Here is an 18502-nt window from a genome sequence, read left to right as displayed (position 1 = left end):
CATGCGTGAGTCGGTCCGGCGTGGGGAGGCGGTCTGTCCGGGCTGATCGCGGGCCGTCATGCGTGAGTCGGTCCGGCGTGGGGAGGCGGTCTGTCCGGGCTGATCGCGGGCCGTCATGCGTGAGCTGGTCCGGCGTGGGCAGGCGGTCTGTCCGAGCTGATCGCGGGCCGTCACGCCTGAACCGGTCAGGAATCGAGAAGCCGTGACGGCGCGCCCGTCCTTACCGTTCCCTCATGACCTGGACCAACCGCATCCGTACCCTCCACCGCTGGACCTCCGCGGTCTTCATCGCCACCGTGGTCCTGACGTTCGTCGCCCTCGCGCAGAAGGACCCGATCGTCTGGGTGTCCTACGTTCCGCTGCTCCCGCTGGCCGTGCTGATGATCACCGGGCTGTACCTGTTCGCCCGTCCCTTCCTGCGCCGGCGCCAGGCGCTTGACCAGTGACCGCACCACGACCAGCGGCACGACGCCGGCCACGCCGAACGACATGTCGAGCAGCGTCCACCCGAACGGCAGCCCACGGACCGGCCCGGCGATCAACGCCAGTGGGATGATCCCGGCACAGCAGATCATGCCCCACTCGATCACCCAGACGTTGCGCACCGGGTCACGCCACGGCCCCCAGAACGCCACCGCGATGACCAGGTGGGCGAAGGCGAGCCAGTCCGTCCCGTACGCGATGAACGGGAAGTCACGCCCGGTGACCACCAGCCCGTCGCGGACCCGCTCGACCCAGACGATCACCCCGTCCGGCGTGGCGGGCAGGGCGTGCAGCAGATCGGCCAGCACCCGCATCTCGGTGACCAGCGGGAACGCCGTCACCCCGCTGATCACCAGTCCTCCGGTGAAGATCGCCAGCCACATCCTGATCCATCCGAGCGTGCTCATGCCCGCACGGTAGGACGGTCACCGGCTGTGGAGCCGATCGCACACGGGATCTCCACGGAACCCGCCGGTCGCCTACACCCTCAGCTGGGGGAGGGCGAAGGAAGCGGGCCGCGGTCGACGAAGCTGAACGTGGTCAGCGGCGGGGCGTCGCCGACCTGTTCGACGTAGAAGCCGCCGGTGCCCTCGTTGGCGTCCGCGTCCCACTGCAGGAACCCGTAGGTGTCGTTGTAGATGTGGAAACGGGGCCGGTTCTTGTCGTCCTTGAGTTTGGTGCCGATGAGTTCGAACAGGGTGCCGACACTGGTCTCGCACTTGGCCGAGACCACCTTGGCCGACGCGTCGGGTTTGAGCCGGATGCCCAGGCAGACCTCTTCGTCGGCCGGGTCGTACAGGGACCGGATCATGTAGTCGACGCCCATCGGGATGAGCGCGAACTCGGACTTGGGCCCGGTGCCGTCACCCGCGCCCAGCTCGACGTAATGGTCCTCGAGCGCGAGATCCCGGTCGATCTCGGCGACGTGGATCAGGGTGCGGTTCTTGCCGGTCTTGATGGCGTGCAGCCGTTCCTCGGCGGTCGGGGTGCGACCCGTGTTCGGGGAGGCCGGAGGCGGGGCCGAGGCGGCGCCCGAGGCCGGCGCGGACGCGGAGCCGCCGCCGGGACCACCGGCCGTGCGGTCCGGAGTGGACAGACCGTTGTACCTGATCAGGACGCCCACCGCGGTGGCGAGCAGCACGGCTACCGCGGTCGCGGCGACTGCCACGGTCCGGCGGCGGCGGCGGGCCGGCCGGCCGGGCGCGGCGGTGACCGCGGTGGGTCCGGTCGGTGGGAAGGGCGCGGCCGGGACAGGCGTGGCCGCGAAGGACGACGGTGCCGGCGACGCCGGAACGGGCGCGGCCGACGACGACGCGGCCGGGAAAGACCCCGGAGCCGACGGGGCAGGGAAAGGCGGCGCGGCCGGGGGAGACCCGGGACCCGACGGGGCAGGGAAAGGCGGCGCGGCCGGGGGTGACCCGTGAGCCGACGGGGCAGGGAAAGGCGACGGGGCCGAGGGAGACGTCGGCGTGACGGTCGCCAGCAGCATGGTGTCGGCCTCCGGCGGCCGTACGGCCACGCCCGCCAGCAGCAGGTCCAGCAGCTCCCGGGCGGTCGGCCGGTTCTCCGGCTCCTTGGACAGCGCCCGCGACACCGGCCCGCGCAGCGACTCGGGCAGGCCGGTGAGGTCGGGCGCCTGGGTGAGGATCCGCATGGCGGTGGCCGGCGCCGACTCGGCGGCGAACGGGGTACGCCCGGTCGCGGCGTAGGCGACGACGGCGCCCCAGGCGAAGATGTCGGCGGCCGCGGTGACGGGCCGCCCGTCCACCGGGTCGAAGCGTTCCGGCGCCATGTACGCCACCGTGCCCACCAACTGGTCGGTACGGGTGTGCTGGCTGGTCGCCTCGAACGCCCGGGCGATGCCGAAGTCGATCACCTTGATGCCGCCGCGGGCGAACAGCACGTTGCCCGGTTTGAGGTCGCGGTGGATGACCCCGGCGCCGTGGATGGCGGTCAGCGCGGTGGCGATGCCGACGGCCACGCCGTGCAGCGCCGCCCCGGAGAGCGGGCCCTTCGCCTTGATCTCGGCGGCCAGGCTCGGGCCGTCGACATACTCGACGACCAGGTACGGCGGCTCGTGGTCGGGGTCGGCGTCGAGGACCTCGGCGGTCGAGAACGGCGGCACCTGCTTGGCCCGGGTGACCTCGCTGCGGAAGCGGCCCCGGAACTCGGTCTCGTTGGCGAACTCGGGCCGGACCATCTTGATCGCCACCGGGCGGCCGCCCGGGTCGCGGGCCAGGAACACCGTCCCCATGCCGCCTTCGCCGAGCCGCTCGACAAGCTCGTACCGGCCGAGGGCGACCGGGTCACCCGGACGCAGCGGCATGTTCATCTGGTTCTCATCCCTTCGGGCCGTCGCGCCCCGGGAGTCTACTCAAGGTGATCACGCTTCTTGGTTACCGCGTCCATGTCGGTTTGACGACGGAATGCCCGCCGCCTGACCTGTCATAGCGGTCCTGTGACATCGCGCCGACGGGGCGTGACGGAAACCGCAAGATCGCCCGGGCGACGTGACCGGAAACTGCAAGATCGCCAGGGCGAAGGGGCGAAGGGGCGAAGGGGCGAAGGGGCGAAGGGGCGAAGGGGCGACGGGGCGACGGGACGTGACCGCAGGATCGCCGGGGCGACGGGGCGTGACCGGAACCGCAAGATCGCCAGGGCGACGGGGCGTGACCGGGGTCGCGCAGCGCGGCCGGTGACGTTCAGGACAGCGGCGGCCGGGTGGAACCCCGGACCCGCAGGCTGGTGGCCACCACGTGCTGCCGCCGCTCGGTCCGGCCCTGCAGGCGTTCCAGCAGCATCGTCGCCGCCCGGGCGCCCATCTCGGCGCCCTGCTGGTCGACCGAGGTCAGGTCGATCAGCGGGTGCTGCGCCATGTCGGTGTTGTCGTATCCGGCGACGGAGACCTCCCCGAGCCGCCCGGCCGCCGCGACGCCGGCCAGCACGATCAGGGCGATGTCGTCGTGCCCGGCGAAGATCGCGGTCGGCGGGTCGGGCAGCGACAGCAGCCGCGCGGTGGCCTCCCGGACGCCGCTGTCACCGTCCTCCCAGCGGGCCACCTCGATGATCGGCGCGAGCCCGGCCGCGGCCATCCGCGACCGGTAGACGGCGACCCGGACGACGTGCGGCGTGACCGGTGTGGCGAGGGTCACCGCCTCCGGCTCGGTGAGGTGGGCGATCCGCCGGTGGCCGAGGGCGAGCAGGTGGTCCATCACGGCGCCGGCGCCGGCCTCGTCGTCGCCGACGACCGTGTCGTACGCCACCGGGTCGTCGTGACGGCCGAGCATCACCATCGGCACACGCCGGGCGAGCTCCTCCAGCCAGGGCGGGTCGACCCGGGGCGAGACGGCGATGATCCCGTCGACGAGGCCGTCGGCGAGCGACTCGAGCGTGCTGTACTCCGGGCCGTCGGCGGGGGCGAGAACCAGCTGGTAGGGGGTGCCGGCGACGGCCCGGTTGGCGCCCTCGACGATCTGGCTCATGAACCGCGCGCTGACGTAGGGGATCTCCAGCCCGAGCCGGTAGCTGGAGCCGCGCAGGGCCCGGGCGGCGACGCTGGGCCGGTAGCCGAGCTCCTCGATGGCGGCTTCGACGCGCCGGCGCATGGCGGGGCTCACCCCGTACGCGTTGCGGATCACCTTCGACACCGCGGCCCGGGAGACTCCCGCGGCCGCGGCCACGTCACTGATCGTGACGCCCCGGCCCCTCGTGATCGACATATGCCTCACTGTAGACCGTTCTCCGCACCCCGGAACAGCGGGTTCACCAATCCTTGAAACGTTTCGAGTTGCGTCTTGTGTGCCCGCCGTAGATCGGTCTACTGTGACGGCTGTTACACGCGGAGACCGATCTACAAACATGCGCGAAACCGGAGGTTCATATGAGGCTCGGTGCGGCGGTGCTGCTCGCTGGCGTCCTCTCCCTGTCGGCCTGCAGCGCCGGATCCCTGGGGTCCAGTGACGACGCGGCCGGCGGCAAGACCCAGATCACCTTCCTGACCAACAACGACCCGGCCAACGTGAAGGTCGCCGAGGCGGTCATCGCCGCGTTCGAGGCCAAGAACGCCGACGTGGACGTCAAGCTCGACACCCGCCCGCAGGGCAGCGAGGGCGACAACCTGGTCAAGACCCGGCTCTCCACCGGCGACATGGCCGACGTCTTCGAGTACAACTCCGGCTCGTTGCTGCAGGCCATCGCCCCGTCGGCGAACCTGACGCCGGTCACCGGCGAGGCCTGGGCCGGCGACCTGGACGACACGTTCAAGAAGGTCGTCTCCAGCGGCGCCGAGGTCTACGGCTCGCCGTGGCAGACCATCTCCGGCGGCGGCATCCTCTACAACAAGCCGCTCTACGCCAAGCTCGGTCTCCAGCCGCCCAAGACCTGGGCGGACTTCATGACCAACAACAGCAGGATCAAAGCCGCGGGTACGGCTCCGGTCGCCCAGACCTACAGCGAGACCTGGACGTCGCAGATCCTGGTGCTCGCCGACTTCCACAACGTCTCCGCCGCCGACCCCGGCTTCGCCGACAAATACACGAACAACCAGGCGAAGTACGCGACGACGCCCGCCGCCCTGGCCGGTTTCCAGCACCTGGAGGAGTTGAAGAAGGCCGGCTACTGGAACGACGACTACGCGTCGGCCAAGTACAACGAGGGCCTGGCGGCAGTGGCCGACGGCACCGCCGCGCACTACCCGATGATCACGTTCGCGGTCACCGCCATCGAGACCGCGGCCCCCGGCAAGACCAACGACGTCGGCTTCTTCGCGCTGCCCGGCACCGACGCGAGCAAGAACGGCGTGACCCTGTGGGAGCCGTCCGGCCTCTACATCCCGAAGAGCACCACCGGCGACAAGCTGACCGCGGCCAAGAAGTTCCAGGCGTTCCTGGCCACGCCGGACGGCTGCGCGGCCGAGGCGAGCGCGACGTCGCTGGGCGGCCCGTTCGCAGTGAAGACCTGCAAGCTGCCGGACGACGTGGCCACCGCGGTCAAGGACCTGAGTGTGTACGTGGACGCCGGCGCCGCCAGCCCGGCGCTGGAGTTCCTGTCCCCGATCAAGGGCCCGGCCCTCGAGCAGATCACCGTCGAGGTCGGCTCCGGCATCCGTCCCGCCGCCGACGGGGCGAAGCTCTACGACGAGGACGTGAAGAAGCAGGCGCAGCAGCTCGGGCTCCAGGGCTGGTGATGACGACCGTCACCGACGCGGTGACAGAGGCTCCGGCGACCACGGTCCCGGAGCCGGTCCGCCGCAGGAGTCCGTACCCGTACTGGTTCATCCTTCCGGGCGGTGTCATCTTCACCGTCTTCTTCCTGGTGCCGTCGGTGATGGCGTTCTGGTTCAGCCTCACCCGCTGGACCCTGTTCGACCAGGAATTCATCGGCCTCGACAACTACGTGCAGTTCTTCCGGGAGCCGGCGCTGGCGTCCGGGCTGTGGCACACGCTGATCTACGCCGTGGTGACCTCGGGGCTGAAGGTGGTCCTCGGGATGGCGCTGGCCGTGCTGCTGACCGGGCCGATCCTGGGCCGCGGCTTCATGCGGTCGGTCGCGTTCTTCCCGGTGCTGGTCAGCACGATCGGGGTCGGCCTGACCTTCCAGATCCTGATGCACCCCACCCGCGGCGTGATCAACCAGGCGCTGGACCTGGCCGGCATCACCGGCCCGGCCTGGCTGGCCGACCCGGACTGGGCGCTGCTGTCGGTCGCGTTCGTCGACGTCTGGCAGGGTGTCGGCCTGGCGCTGGTCATCTACATGGCCGGCATCCTGTCGATCCCCGGCGAGTACTTCGAGGCCGCCACGATGGACGGCGCGGGCGCCTGGCACCGCTTCCGCAACATCACGCTGCCGCTGGCCCGGCCGGCGACCGTGTCGGTGATCCTGCTGTCGCTGATCGGCGGGCTGCGCAAGTTCGACCTGATCTGGGCGATGACCAAGGGCGGGCCGGGCTTCACCTCCGACGTGATGGCGTCGGTCATCTACAAGCAGTACCAGGCGGGCTTCTACGGGCTCTCCACGGCCGGCAACGTCGTGCTGTTCCTGCTGGTGATCCTGATCGCGCTGCCGCTGTTCTGGTTCTTCAACCGGAAGGAGGACGCGTGAGGACCCGGCCCAACTATCCGCTCAGCGGCCTGACGATCGTCGTGTTCGGGGTCGTCTTCCTGGTCCCGTTCGCGTTCATCCTGCTCACCGCCGGCAAGACCGCGCCCGAGTCGGCGCTGCTCGACTTCTCCTGGCCGACCCGGTGGGCGTTCGCGGAGAACTTCCAGGCCGTCGTGGAGGCCCGCGACTACCTGCTGATCATCGCGTTCATCAACAGCACGATCCTCACCGTCGCGAGCGTGTCGGTGGTCGTGGTGCTGGCCGCGATGGCCGGGTTCGTCCTCCAACGCCGCCGGACCCGGCTGACCAAGGCCGTCAACCTGGTGATCCTTTCCGGACTGGTGCTCCCGCCCGCTGTCGTCCCGACCATCTGGGTGCTGCAGCGGCTGGGACTGTTCAAGACGATGCCCGGCCTGATCCTGGTCGAGATCGCGTACGCCATGGCCTTCTGTGTCCTGCTCTTCCAGGCCTTCATCGCGGGCATCCCGAAGGAGCTGGACGAGGCCGCCACCATCGACGGCGCCGGCCCGCTGAGCCTGTTCTTCCGGGTCGTGCTGCCGCTGCTGCGGCCGATCATCGTGACCGTGGTGGTCGTGCAGACGGTGTTTATCTGGAACGACTTCACCAGCCCGCTCTACTTCCTGCCCGGGGACGAGAACGCCACCGTCCAGTTGACGCTCTTCAACTTCCAGGGCCAGTACACCAACTCCTACAACCTCCTGTTCATGGACATCCTGCTGGTCACGGTCCCGCCGCTGATCATGTTCATGATCTTCCAGCGTCAGATCGTGTCGGGCATGGTGGCCGGCTCGGTGAAGGGATGAGTGCCTTGCAAGGTCGGATGATCACCGGAGTGAGCGAGCTGGGCAGCGCGCCGCTGTTCCGCACCGAGATCACCCTCGACGACGGTCACGGGCCGGTCACCGCGGCGACGCTGCGGATCAGCAGCCTCGGCGTGCACGAGGCCCGGATCAACGGGCGGCCGGTCGGCGACGACGTGCTCAGCCCCGGCTGGAGCTCCTACGAGCACCGGCTGCGCTACCTCACCCACGACGTCACCGCGCTGCTGACCGGCCACGACGTGCTGACCGTGCTGGTCGGCAACGGCTGGCACCGGGGGCGGCTCGGATTCATGGGCGGGCGCGCCTTCTACGGCGACCGGCTCGGGGTGATCGCCGACCTGGAGATCACCTTCGCCGACGGGCACCGGCAGACCGTCGTCACCGACGAGACGTGGACGGCCGGCGGCTCCGACGTGCTCGCCGACGACCTCTACGACGGGCAGACCGTCGACGCGCGGCGGCGCTCCGCGAAGTGGCACGTGGCCGGCGGTGAGCCCGAGTGGTTCCTGCCGGTCAAGGAACTCGACTTCGACGCGAGCGTGCTCACCCCGTACCTCAGCGCTCCGGTGACCAGGCAGGACGTCCTCGCGCCGGTGAAGGTCTGGAAATCGCCCGCCGGGCGGACCCTTGTCGATTTCGGACAGAACCTGGTCGGCTGGATCCGCTTCACCACCACCGGACCGGCCGGATCGGAGATCCGGATCCGGCACGCCGAGGTCCTCGAGGACGGCGAGCTGGGCGCGCGGCCGCTGCGCGACGCGCAGGCCACGGACCGTTTCATCCTCAGCGGCGCGGAGGACTTCTTCGAGCCGACCATGACGTTCCACGGATTCCGGTACGCCGAGATCACCGGCCTGTCCGAGCAGGAGGCCCTCGACGTCGAAGCCGTGGTCGTGCACACCGACCTGACCCGCACCGGCACCTTCGCATGCTCCGACGACCTGCTGAACCAGCTGCACCGCAACGTCGTGTGGAGCACCAAGGGCAACTTCCTCGACCTGCCGACCGACTGCCCGCAACGCAACGAGCGTCTCGGCTGGACCGGCGACATCGCGGTCTTCGCCCCGTCGGCCGCCTACCTCTTCGACACCGGCCCGTTCCTCGCCGACTGGCTCGCCGACCTGGCCGCCGAGCAGAAGGCCGCCGGCGGTCTGGTCCCGTTCGTCATTCCGGACGTGCTGAAATACCTGCCCGACGTGCCGGAGTTCCCCGCACCGGACAGCACCGCCTTCTGGTCCGACGCCGCCGTCTGGGTGCCGTGGACCCTCTGGCAGGCCTACGGCGACCGCACGATCCTGGAGCACCAGTACGACTCGATGACCGCGCACGTGCGCCGGGTCGAGACGCTGCTGTCCCCGGCCGGGGTGTGGGACACGTCGTTCCAGTTCGGCGACTGGCTCGACCCGGACGCGCCGCCGGACAACCCGGCCAAGGCGAAGGCCGACCCGGGTGTCGTCGCGACCGCCGCCTGCTACCGGTCCGCGACGATCACCGCCGAGACCGCGGCCGTCCTGGGCCGCCAGCAGGACGCGGCCGGGTTCCGTGACCTGGCCGCACGGATCCGGGCGGCGTTCAACGAGCAGTACGTGTCGGCCGACGGCACGATCGTCTCCGACTGCGCCACCGTCTACACCCTGGCGCTGGTGTTCGGGCTGGTCGACGACGAGGCGACGGCCGGGCGGCGGCTCGCCGGGCTGGTGGCCGACAGCGGATACCGCATCTCGACCGGGTTCGCCGGCACCCCGTACATCCTCGACGCTCTGACCCGGACCGGCCACCTCGATGTCGCCTATCGGCTGCTCCTGGAGCGGGGATGCCCCTCCTGGCTGTATCCGGTGACGATGGGCGCCACCACGATCTGGGAACGCTGGGACTCGATGCTGCCGGACGGCTCGATCAACCCGGGCGAGATGACCAGCTTCAACCACTACGCGCTGGGCGCCGTCGCCGACTGGATGCACCGGGTGATCGGCGGCATCGCGCCGCTGGAGCCCGGCTACTCGCGGGTGCTGATCGCGCCGCGCCCCGGCGGCGGGCTGACCTGGAGCCGGGCCGGACTGGAGACCCGGCACGGCCGCATCGAAGTGTCCTGGCGCCTCGGCGACGGTGAGCTCACCGTCGACGTCACCCTGCCCGCGGGGGTGACCGGGGTGCTGTCGCTGCCCGGCCGGGACGACGCCGAACTGTCCGGCGGAGTCCACCGGGTGATCGTCTGAGAGAGGGGGACGTTCTCGGCTGAGGAGCCTGGGCCGTGTCGTCGCGGGACGGCACGGCCCTCCCTTCGCGCAACTATTGGTTGCGCATGGCGCCGAGGTGGCATAGAGTGACACGCAACCAATGGTTGCGGGAGGTTGAGATGGAGTACGGAAGCATCGAGCGTGAGATCTACATCGAGGCGGCGCCGGAGATCGTCTTCCAGGTGGTGAGCGACCCCGGCCACGTGAAGCAGTGGTGGCCCGACGAGGCCGACTACACGCTCGTTCCCGGCGAGCAGGGCCGCATCTCGTTCGGCGACAAGTCCGAGACGTTCACCGTCGTCGACGCGCGGCCGCCGCGGTCGTTCGCGTTCCGGTGGACGCACCCGCAGGACGAGGCCGCCGCCGTCGGCAACTCGTTCCTGGTGACCTTCGACCTGACGCCGAAAGGTGACGGGACGCTGCTGCGGATGAGCGAGACCGGCTTCCGGGAGCGCGGCTGGACCGAGGCCGTCGCCGAAGAGGCCTGGCGTGACCACGTCAACGGCTGGGACTTCTTCCTGCCGCGGCTCACGCCCTACGCGGAAAACCTGGCAGTGCGCTCGTGATCGTCGACGACGATCTCTGGTCGGCGATCGGCGACCCCACCCGGCGCCGGATGCTCGACCTGCTCCTGACCGACGGCGACGGCACCGCGACCACGTTGGGCAACCGGCTGTCGGTCACCCGGCAGGGTGTCGCCAAGCACCTCGTCGTCCTGGAGCGGGCCGGGCTGGTGCACGGCACCGCCGCCGGCCGGGAACGCCGCTACCGGGTCGACGACGCCCAGCTGGCCCGCGCGGTGGCCCAGCTGTCGTCGGTCGGTGCGGCGTGGGACGCCCGCCTGCAGCGCATCAAGCGCATCGCCGAGGCTCTCCAGCAGGAGTAGCCTCACCGCGGGCCGGCGCTGAGCGTTGTATCCACCGTCCGGATGCAGCGCCGGCTTCTGGCCGCGCTTCGCCGGCCGGCGTGCAGCGCTGTTTCCGGTGTCGGGATGCAGCGTTGGGTCTGGCCGGCGGGGCGGGCGGGTAGGCCGGCTGGGTCAGCGGCGGGTCCGGCCTCGGCCGGACTGGTCCGTGGAGCTGATCTCCAGCGAGCCCATGCCGGCGGCGGCGTCGATGTCGAGGCCGGTGCCGCCGCCGAGGTCGCCCGATCGGTAGACGGTGCCGGGGCCGGTGCCGCCGTGTTCGTCGCCGTAGACGGTGACGTTTCCGGCGCCGTTACCGACGGTGACCCGGGTCGGGACGCGGCCGTCGGTCCAGATGTGCCACCCGCTCACTCCGCCGGTCATCCGGATCGGCACGACCCCGGACAGCTTGCCGAGCACCAGGTTGAAGTTCTCCGCCCCGCCGTCCAGGTCGATGCGGCTGACCGTGCCCGCGGTGGTGTCGAAGCGGGCCGATTTCACCCCGGCCGACAGCTGGAGGCCCCAGACGATGCGGTTGCTGAGCCGGACCTCGACGGACCCGTGGGAGCCGGCCGACTCGATCTCGATGCGCAGCACCCCGTCGGTGAACGTGGTGGCGGCGTCGACGGGTGACCCGTCCGGCGCGGTCACCTCGAACGGCTGGTCGCCGAGGTCGGCGATCCGGACCGACAGGTCGGTGACCCCGGTGACGAACTCGAGCCGCGCCGAGCTGACGTCCGGCGCGGTGGGGGTGGGCGACGTCGACGGGGGCGGGGTGGGGGAGAGAAGCAGCGGCGGCGGCATCGGGGCGACGGTGATCTGCGGCTCGATGGCGACGGCGGACGGCGGCAGCGCGGCCCGCTGCTGGCGGATCTCCGACTCGGCGAGCGGCCGGGCCAGCAGCATCGTCCCGGCGACCACCGACAGGGCCAGCACCCCGGTGAGCACGATCGGCCACCGGCGGTCGAGTCTGCCGGGCCGCCGTGTCTCGACCGCCACCGAGGTGACGGCGTTCGGCGGCAGCGGCAGGAACCCCTCCCACGAGGAGCGCAGCCGGTGCGGCGCGTCCGGCCAGTAGTCCGCGATGTCCGGCAGGCGTACCTGCTGCTCGTCGGTCTCGGGCGCCCGATGCCGGGCTGCCCGGCGGCTCTTGACGTATCCACCGACCCTCAGCGCGGAAGGACGCTGGCCCTCGTCCGAGGGAGGCTCAATCCGCCCCACACGCGTCTCCTTGCGGCGCTTCGAATCCGATCATCGGTGGAACGTACGGCCAGGAGGTTATCGCCCTTTTGTCGAGTTGCCAACAGTGGTCCCGTCGATTACCGATCTCACAGTGAAACCGGCGTCGCTCAGGGTTGGAATCGGCGGCGACTACCATGACGGCGACGTCCGAAGCAGGTTCACCGCCGCACGCTGCCAAGGCGGACCAGCACGCCGACAGCCTTGGAGATCCGCGTGAGCAACGACCTCGCCGCCCTGCTGAGCCGGGCGGGCGTCACCGACGTCCTCACCGATGCGGCGCACCGGTCGGCGTATGCGAGTGACGCCTCTCTCTATCGGATCGTGCCGCAGGTGATCGTCCGTCCGCGGCACGACGACGACGTCCTGGCCACCCTGGCGGTGAGCCGCGAGTCGGGGGTGCCGATCACCGCCCGGGGCGCCGGCACGAGCGTGGCCGGCAACGCGATCGGCCCCGGCATCATCCTGGATTTCAGCCGCCACATGAACAGGGTGCTCGAGGTCGACGGTGCGGCGCGGACGGCGCGGGTGCAGGCCGGCACGGTCCAGGCGACGCTGCAGGCGGCCGCGAAGCCGTTCGGGCTGCGGTTCGGGCCGGACCCGTCGACGCACACCCGCTGCACGATCGGCGGCATGATCGGCAACAACTCGTGCGGCGCCCGCACTCTCGGCTACGGCCGGACGTCGGACAACACGCTCGGCCTGAAGGCGTTCACGATCGACGGCGAGGAGCTGTCCACGTCGAAGACGGTCGACCGGCTGCGGGACGTGATCGGGGCGCACCTGGCGATCGGGCGCACCGAGTTCGCGACGTTCGGCCGGCAGGTCTCCGGCTACGCCGTCGAGCACCTGCTGCCGGAGAACGGCTTCAACCTCACCGAGTTCCTGGTCGGCAGCGAGGGCACCCTCGCGGTGATCACCGAGGCGACGGTACGGCTGGTCGCCGACCCGGCCCACCGGACGCTGATCGTGCTCGGCTACCCCGACTTCGGCGCCGCCGGCGACGTCATCCCGTCGATCCTGGAGTTCCAGCCGACCGCCTGCGAGGGCCTGGACCACCGCATCTGTGACGTCGTGCGGTCCCGTCGCGGTCCGGGCGCGGTGCCGCCGCTGCCGGCCGGCACGGCGTGGCTGATGGTGGAGATCGCCGGTGACGACCTCGACGATGTCCGCGACCGGACGGCCCGCCTGGTGAAAGCCGCGGGCGCGGTCGATCACCGGATCGTGGAGGACGTCGCGGAGGCGGCCCCGCTGTGGAAGATACGGGAGGACGGCGCGGGCCTGGCCGGCCGGGCCCCGTCCGGGTTGCCCGCGCACGCCGGCTGGGAGGACGCCGCGGTCCCGCCCGCGCGGATCGGCGCCTACCTGCGTGACTTCGACGCGCTGACGGCCCGGCACGGTCTCTCCGTCATGCCGTACGGCCATCTCGGCGACGGTTGTGTCCACGTCCGCCTGGACTTCCCGCTGGACAAGCCGGACGGGCCGAAGCTGTTCCGCGCGTTCCTGGAGGACGCCGCCGACCTCGTGGTCAGCTACGGCGGGTCGCTCTCCGGCGAGCACGGCGACGGCCGGGCGCGCTCGGAGCTGCTGGCCCGGATGTACTCGCCGGCGGCGATGGACCTGTTCCGGCAGATCAAGGGCGTCTTCGATCCGCGTAACCTGCTGAACCCGGGCAACATCGTCGACCCGGATCCGGTGGACGCCAACATCCGCGTGTCGCAGGCGCGCAAGGTGACGGTGCCGCTGGCGCTGGCCTATCACCACGACGGCGGCGACTTCAACCAGGCCGTGCACCGGTGCACCGGCGTCGGCAAGTGCCGCGTCGACACCCGGGTGCTGGGCGGGGTGATGTGCCCGTCGTTCCTGGCCACGAAGGACGAGAAGGACTCGACCCGGGGGCGCGCCCGGGTTCTGCAGGAGATGCTCGACGGGGATCTCGCTCCGGACTGGCGGGCTCCGGCCGTACACGATGCGCTTGATCTTTGTCTTTCCTGCAAGGGTTGTGCGTCGGACTGTCCGACCGGGATCGACATGGCGGCCTACAAATCCGAGGTTCTGCACCAGAGTTTCAAGGGCCGGGTGCGGCCACGGTCGCATTACTCGCTCGGCTGGCTGCCGCGCTGGTCCCGGCTCGCCTCGAAGATGCCGGCGCTCGCCAACCTGGCGACGTCGCTGCCGGGCATCCGCGGGCTGGCGCTGTGGGTGGCCGGTGTCGACAAGCGCCGCAACATCCCGGCGTTCGCGCCGAAGACGTTCCGGTCGTCCTACACCCCGCCCGAGACGGGCAAACCGGTCATCCTGTTCGTCGACAGTTTCACCGACCATTTCTCGCCGGAGATCGCCCGCGCCGCCGTGGACGTGCTGGTCGACGCCGGTTACGCCCCGCAGGTGGCGAGCCGTAAGGCCTGCTGCGGCCTGACCTGGATCTCCACCGGTCAGCTCGACGCGGCCCGGCGGATCCTCGGCGGCACGGTCGCCGAGCTGCACGAGTCGGTCAAGAAGGGCATCCCGATCGTCGGGCTGGAGCCGTCGTGCACCGGCGTGCTGCGCCAGGACGCGGTCGAGCTGGTCGACAACGAGGCCGCCAAGGCGGTCGCGGAGGCGACGATGACGGTGGCCGAGCTGCTTGCCGCCACTCCCGGTTACACCCCTCCCAACCTCGAGGGGGTACGGGTGATCGCGCAGCCGCACTGTCATCACCACGCCGTGATGGGCTGGGACGCGGACGCCAAACTGCTGAAGCGGGCCGGCGCGACGGTGAAGCGGCTGGGCGGCTGCTGCGGTCTGGCCGGCAACTTCGGTGTCGAGCGTGGCCACTACGAGGTGTCCGTGCAGGTGGCCGAGCAGCAGCTGCTGCCCGCGCTGGAGCAGGCGGAGGACGGCGACATCCTGCTCGCCGACGGTTTCTCCTGCCGCACGCAGGCCGACGACCTGGCCGGTGTGACAGGAGTCCACCTCGTCCAGTTGCTCCAGGAGAGAATTCACGCGCGTTCCTAGCCCCGAACCGGTACGAAGTCTTCGTGCCCCTTCTGACGCTGGCGTCCGCGATCCTCGTCTTCGGGATCGCGGACTCGATGGTCAACTCCTACATAGTCCTGTTCGGCGCCGACGTGGCAGGCATGTCACCACTGCAGCTCGGCGCCTGGACCTCGGTGTACGCCCTGGGCGGCATCACGATCAGCTGGACCCTGGGCCACCTGTTCGACCGGCGCCCGGCTCGCGCGTACGCCATCGGGGTGATCCTGCTCGGTTCGGCGGGTTATCTGGTGCTGCCGCAGGTGACCAGTTACCCCGTGCTGCTGCTGATGGCGGCCACCGTCTTCGGAGCGGTGAGCGCCGCGTTCCCCCAGCTTTTCGCACTGGGCCGGGCCACGCTCGGTGAGGGCGGATCGACCCCGTTCCTGCGGGCGGCGTGGTCGTTGGCCTGGGCGGTCGGCCCCCTGCTGGGCGCGCTGATCCTGTCGCGTGGCGGTTACTCCTGGCTGATGTGGACGGCGTCGGGCGCCTACCTGATAGCCGCGCTGACGGTGCTGGTGGTGCCCCGTCCCGGCCCGGTGACGGCCACCCCGTCGTCGACCCGCGGCGACACCCCCGTCCTGCTGACCCTGGCGGTGACCCTGTTCTTCACCGCCATGTTCGCCGGCGGCCTGGCCCTGTCGCTCTTCGTCACGAGGGGCCTGCACCAGCCGTCCGCGACGATGGGCATCCTCTTCAGCGTGTGCGCCGCGGTGGAGGTGGTGGCCACCCTGGCCCTGGCCGCCCTCCCCACGAGGATCAGCCAGGTGGCGCTGATCCTCGGAGGTTTCGCCACGTTCGCCGCCTATCACCTGCTGACGGTGGCGGCCACCGGGATGCCGCTGCTGATCGCCGGTCAGGTCCTGAGAGGCATCGGCATCGCGATCGTGGCGACCGCCGGGATCCGCTACTTCCAGGACTACCTGGCCCCCGCGACAGGCCGGGCCACCAGCCTTTTCTCCAACGCATCCACCACCGGCCTGCTGGTCTCCGGCATCCTGTCCGGCGTGGCAGTGGAACATTTCGGACACCGGGCAACCCTGGTCCTCTGCGGCGTGACGGTGGCCGCCGGCGGCGCCGCCTTCGCCCTGGCCGCCCGTCGCCGCCCCGCGCCCGTCCCCCAGGAGATCTCGCATGCCTGAGACCCCCACCCTGGTGATCCTGCGAGGCAACTCGGGAAGCGGCAAGACGACAACGGCAAGAGAGGCCCGGCGACGGTACGGCCGGGGCTGCGCCCTGATCGAACAGGACCACCTGCGCCGGGTCATCCTGCGAGAACACGGCGGCCTCGGCGACGAGGCACTGGCCCCGCGTTTCATCGTGGCGACCACGAAAGCGGCCCTGGACGCCGGATACCACGTCATCCTCGAAGGCATCCTGCACACCGGCGAATACGGCCTCCCGCTGCGGAACCTTGTGGCGTCCCACCCCGGCCGAACCGCCTGCTTCTACATGGACATCGGTTTCGAGGAGACGGTGAGACGCCACCGGACCAGAGAAGACCCGATCCCGGTAACGCCGGAGATGATGCAGGAGTGGTACACCAAAACAGACCTGCTCGGCATCCCGAACGAGAAGATAATCCCCGAAAACGCAAGCTTCGAACAGGCCGTCAGAACAATCATGAAAGAAAGCGGACTGAGCAGAACAACACCACAAACACCCTGCCCCACTCAATGCCAACGCTGCGGAGAAAAACAGTCCTGAAGACTTGACCGCAACCACAGAAGGGCGACCGGACTCGACCGCATCCGACCCGCCGACAACGACTGGAACCCCAGCCCCGGCCCCACCCCGGCGACCCGAATCACTAACGCTCTCACGTTGACCATCCCCGCCGCCATGAAGCCGACGCAGCTTCTCGGCATGACGCCGCCGCAGCCCCCAGAACCGTCGCCGCTCATGCTCCCGCCGAAAATCCTCCCGCTCGGCAGAATAATTCCGAGCGGCAGTCCGATCCCGCATCCCAGCAATCTCAGCCCGGCTGAAAAGCGACCCTTGCCTCATACATCAATTCTCCCGAAGCCTTGTCCGGAAGTGTAAGAAGTAGATCATGCCAAATTGACCGAGTAGATTCCCGCAAGAGCCATGTGACAAGATCGGTCCGTGGATCCGATCGAGATCGAGCCGACGGAGTCGGGCGGGTACAGCCTTTGGCTGGAAGCCGGCACCACCGACGTGGACGGGCTCATCCGCGAACTCGGCCACGAGGCGAACAGCTACTTCTGGGAGGGGGTCGCCGAACTGCTCGTAGCCTCTGAAGCACCGGGTCTCGCGGGGCGGTTCTCGCCCGATCCGGAAGGCGGAGCCTTCTGCGCCTACAGCGACGACCTCGCCGTGCTCCAGGACTTGGCCGTTCGACTGCACAAGGTTGCGACAGAGGAGAGCAGGCTGCGGCAACTCGTTGATCTGGCGGCCGCCACCGGGTTCGAGTTCGACGACTGAAGGCGACCGGCGGTGATGATCTGCGCGACCAGGTGGGCATCGTAGGTGCGGATGATCAGCTGTCCCGCACGCCGTCGGCAAGGAACCCGTCGATGTAGTAGCGGGTCACGATCCTCCAGGTGTGGTCGAACTCGTCCAGGTAGGTCGCCAGGCTCTCGGCGGAGCTGTGCAGCACCCTGGCGACGACGTCGGTGAACTCCTGCTGGGTGAATCTCCTCGGCCGGCTGACGTTCGGGCCGAAGGTCGTCTGCAGCAGGGTGTGCAGGACGACGTACAGGGCCGCGTGCCGGTAACGGTCGGTGGCGAGGACCGTGAGGTCGGCGCGCTCGATGTCGAAACGGAATCCCATGGTGACGTAGCTCGACTCGACGAGCAGCGAGTAGACCAGCCGGCCGTCCTCCTCGTCGATGTGCGGGCCGTAGCCGGTGCCCCAGTACTGGATGGCGTTCGCCTCTCCCTCGCTGCCCGCCGTCGCGCCGGCAGGATGAGTGATCATGTCGACCGGGAGCAGTATCCGCGATATCGGGAGGACCGGGCCGTCCTGACGGCGATCGGTGGCGTTGCCCTGATCGAATCTGACGACTTCCTCAACATTGCTCGTCAGGCTGTCCGGCGCGGCGGGGATCGTCCTCGCCGGACAGGAGGTTGCCATGCGCAGGAATGCCGCGCTCATGTTCGCCGCGGTTGCGCTCACCGTGCTGCCGGGTTGTGGTTCGGCGGAGGAGCCGGGGAAGCCGGAGTCGGGGGCCGCGCCGCGGGTGGCGACGTTGCAGAGTGGCGCCGCGTCCGCGCCGTCGAAGAAGGCGGAGCGGCCCCGGGAGCGGCTCGACATGACGCCGGAGGAGTACGAGGCGCTGCTGGAGCCGTACAACAAGTGCATGCGCGAGCAGGGCTTCGATCCGCGCGATTCGCGGACGAAGGGCGAGGTGGCGGTGCCCGGGTCGGACGCGGAGAAGAAGGTGGAGAAGGCGAACCAGATCTGTGAGCCGCAGTACCTGCCGTTGCCGCCGTGGGAGAAGGATCCGGCGAACCCGGAGGCGCGGGACTTCGCGCTGGACGTGGTGAAGTGCCTGAAGCGGGAGGGCGTGAAGTTCGTCGAGGTGAGCGAGGACGGCATCTCGATCGCGCTGGGCGGCGACCAGAACGACAAGCGGTCGATCACGCTGGGAATGGACCGGATCCCGGACTGCGAGCGGGAGGTCGCGGCGAAGAACTGAGACGCGACGACAACGGCGGCC

16 protein-coding genes are annotated in these 18502 nt (G+C 70.0%); 11 read left to right on the top strand and 5 right to left on the bottom strand.

Annotation, left to right across the window (positions count from 1 at the left end; genetic code table 11):
- Positions 1 to 185: 185 nt before the first annotated feature.
- The 3 genes from BM290_RS38610 to BM290_RS38600 form a co-directional block, all read right to left on the bottom strand.
- The gene (locus BM290_RS38610; RefSeq protein WP_203779750.1) at positions 186 to 890 is read right to left on the bottom strand and encodes a hypothetical protein; all 705 of its coding nucleotides are present in this window, start codon (positions 888 to 890) and stop codon (positions 186 to 188) included.
- An 80-nt stretch (positions 891 to 970) separates the two neighbouring features.
- Entirely contained in the window at positions 971 to 2815 is a 1845-nt protein-coding gene (locus tag BM290_RS38605) for a serine/threonine protein kinase (RefSeq protein WP_093620912.1), read from the bottom strand.
- 370 nt (positions 2816 to 3185) lie between these two features.
- The gene (locus BM290_RS38600; RefSeq protein WP_093620911.1) at positions 3186 to 4202 is read right to left on the bottom strand and encodes a LacI family DNA-binding transcriptional regulator; all 1017 of its coding nucleotides are present in this window, start codon (positions 4200 to 4202) and stop codon (positions 3186 to 3188) included.
- A gap of 161 nt (positions 4203 to 4363) precedes the next feature.
- Between BM290_RS38600 and BM290_RS38595 the strand changes: the two genes are divergently transcribed.
- The 6 genes from BM290_RS38595 to BM290_RS38570 all read left to right on the top strand — a co-directional run bounded on the left by BM290_RS38595 (position 4364) and on the right by BM290_RS38570 (position 10547).
- The gene (locus BM290_RS38595) at positions 4364 to 5668 is read left to right on the top strand and encodes an ABC transporter substrate-binding protein (protein ID WP_093620910.1); all 1305 of its coding nucleotides are present in this window, start codon (positions 4364 to 4366) and stop codon (positions 5666 to 5668) included.
- Positions 5668 to 6582, top strand: coding sequence for a carbohydrate ABC transporter permease (locus BM290_RS38590; protein ID WP_093620909.1), 915 nt, complete (start codon positions 5668 to 5670; stop codon positions 6580 to 6582). The genes BM290_RS38595 and BM290_RS38590 overlap by 1 nt, the downstream gene beginning before the upstream one ends.
- The gene (locus BM290_RS38585) at positions 6579 to 7406 is read left to right on the top strand and encodes a carbohydrate ABC transporter permease (RefSeq protein WP_093620908.1); all 828 of its coding nucleotides are present in this window, start codon (positions 6579 to 6581) and stop codon (positions 7404 to 7406) included. Before BM290_RS38590 ends, BM290_RS38585 begins: the two co-directional genes overlap by 4 nt.
- A 29-nt stretch (positions 7407 to 7435) precedes the next feature.
- Positions 7436 to 9640, top strand: coding sequence for a family 78 glycoside hydrolase catalytic domain (locus BM290_RS38580; protein ID WP_244903958.1), 2205 nt, complete (start codon positions 7436 to 7438; stop codon positions 9638 to 9640).
- A 140-nt stretch (positions 9641 to 9780) separates the two neighbouring features.
- On the top strand, positions 9781 to 10227 hold the full coding sequence (locus BM290_RS38575) for an SRPBCC domain-containing protein (RefSeq protein WP_093620906.1): 447 nt from the start codon (positions 9781 to 9783) through the stop codon (positions 10225 to 10227).
- Complete coding sequence (locus BM290_RS38570; RefSeq protein ID WP_275413322.1) at positions 10224 to 10547, top strand: ArsR/SmtB family transcription factor; 324 nt, start codon at positions 10224 to 10226, stop codon at positions 10545 to 10547. Before BM290_RS38575 ends, BM290_RS38570 begins: the two co-directional genes overlap by 4 nt.
- Before the next feature lie 153 nt (positions 10548 to 10700).
- Here BM290_RS38570 and BM290_RS38565 read toward each other — a convergent pair whose 3' ends face one another.
- Positions 10701 to 11786: a hypothetical protein gene (locus BM290_RS38565; protein WP_093620904.1), complete on the bottom strand. Its 1086-nt coding sequence runs from the start codon at positions 11784 to 11786 to the stop codon at positions 10701 to 10703.
- Between the two features lie 234 nt (positions 11787 to 12020).
- On the opposite strand from BM290_RS38565, the gene BM290_RS38560 reads away from it, so the two are divergent.
- From BM290_RS38560 to BM290_RS38545, 4 genes are all read left to right on the top strand, one after another.
- Positions 12021 to 14801, top strand: a complete 2781-nt coding sequence (locus tag BM290_RS38560; protein WP_239144016.1) for an FAD-binding and (Fe-S)-binding domain-containing protein — start codon at positions 12021 to 12023, stop codon at positions 14799 to 14801.
- On the top strand, positions 14714 to 15961 hold the full coding sequence (locus tag BM290_RS38555; RefSeq protein ID WP_342352062.1) for a sugar efflux transporter: 1248 nt from the start codon (positions 14714 to 14716) through the stop codon (positions 15959 to 15961). Before BM290_RS38560 ends, BM290_RS38555 begins: the two co-directional genes overlap by 88 nt.
- A complete protein-coding gene (locus BM290_RS38550; RefSeq protein WP_093620902.1) occupies positions 15954 to 16526 on the top strand; it encodes an AAA family ATPase in 573 nt (190 codons plus the stop codon). The genes BM290_RS38555 and BM290_RS38550 overlap by 8 nt, the downstream gene beginning before the upstream one ends.
- 399 nt (positions 16527 to 16925) lie before the next feature.
- Positions 16926 to 17264 carry an Imm51 family immunity protein gene (locus tag BM290_RS38545; protein ID WP_093620901.1) on the top strand — a complete coding sequence of 113 codons (339 nt, stop codon included), beginning with the start codon at positions 16926 to 16928 and terminating at the stop codon, positions 17262 to 17264.
- Positions 17265 to 17319: 55 nt separating this feature from the next.
- Here BM290_RS38545 and BM290_RS38540 read toward each other — a convergent pair whose 3' ends face one another.
- On the bottom strand, positions 17320 to 17760 hold the full coding sequence (locus BM290_RS38540; protein ID WP_093620900.1) for a hypothetical protein: 441 nt from the start codon (positions 17758 to 17760) through the stop codon (positions 17320 to 17322).
- A gap of 154 nt (positions 17761 to 17914) precedes the next feature.
- Here BM290_RS38540 and BM290_RS38535 point away from each other — a divergent pair, with 154 nt between their 5' ends.
- The gene (locus BM290_RS38535) at positions 17915 to 18481 is read left to right on the top strand and encodes a hypothetical protein (RefSeq protein ID WP_143134083.1); all 567 of its coding nucleotides are present in this window, start codon (positions 17915 to 17917) and stop codon (positions 18479 to 18481) included.
- The last annotated feature ends 21 nt before the right edge of the window (positions 18482 to 18502 follow it).

Source organism: Actinoplanes philippinensis (assembly GCF_900113015.1).
GTDB classification, from domain to species: domain Bacteria; phylum Actinomycetota; class Actinomycetes; order Mycobacteriales; family Micromonosporaceae; genus Actinoplanes; species Actinoplanes philippinensis.
This window is presented reverse-complemented; position numbering and strand designations above follow the sequence as displayed.

Excerpts from the sequence above, each read along its gene's own strand:
- BM290_RS38550 (WP_093620902.1), top strand. The coding sequence starts at position 15,954 with ATGCCTGAGACCCCCACCCTGGTGATCCTGCGAGGCAACTCGGGAAGC.
- BM290_RS38595 (WP_093620910.1), top strand. The coding sequence starts at position 4,364 with ATGAGGCTCGGTGCGGCGGTGCTGCTCGCTGGCGTCCTCTCCCTGTCG.
- BM290_RS38605 (WP_093620912.1), bottom strand. The coding sequence starts at position 2,815 with ATGAACATGCCGCTGCGTCCGGGTGACCCGGTCGCCCTCGGCCGGTAC.
- BM290_RS38535 (WP_143134083.1), top strand. The coding sequence starts at position 17,915 with ATGCGCAGGAATGCCGCGCTCATGTTCGCCGCGGTTGCGCTCACCGTG.
- BM290_RS38590 (WP_093620909.1), top strand. The coding sequence starts at position 5,668 with ATGACGACCGTCACCGACGCGGTGACAGAGGCTCCGGCGACCACGGTC.
- BM290_RS38600 (WP_093620911.1), bottom strand. The coding sequence starts at position 4,202 with ATGTCGATCACGAGGGGCCGGGGCGTCACGATCAGTGACGTGGCCGCG.
- BM290_RS38540 (WP_093620900.1), bottom strand. The coding sequence starts at position 17,760 with ATGATCACTCATCCTGCCGGCGCGACGGCGGGCAGCGAGGGAGAGGCG.
- BM290_RS38610 (WP_203779750.1), bottom strand. The coding sequence starts at position 890 with ATGAGCACGCTCGGATGGATCAGGATGTGGCTGGCGATCTTCACCGGA.
- BM290_RS38575 (WP_093620906.1), top strand. The coding sequence starts at position 9,781 with ATGGAGTACGGAAGCATCGAGCGTGAGATCTACATCGAGGCGGCGCCG.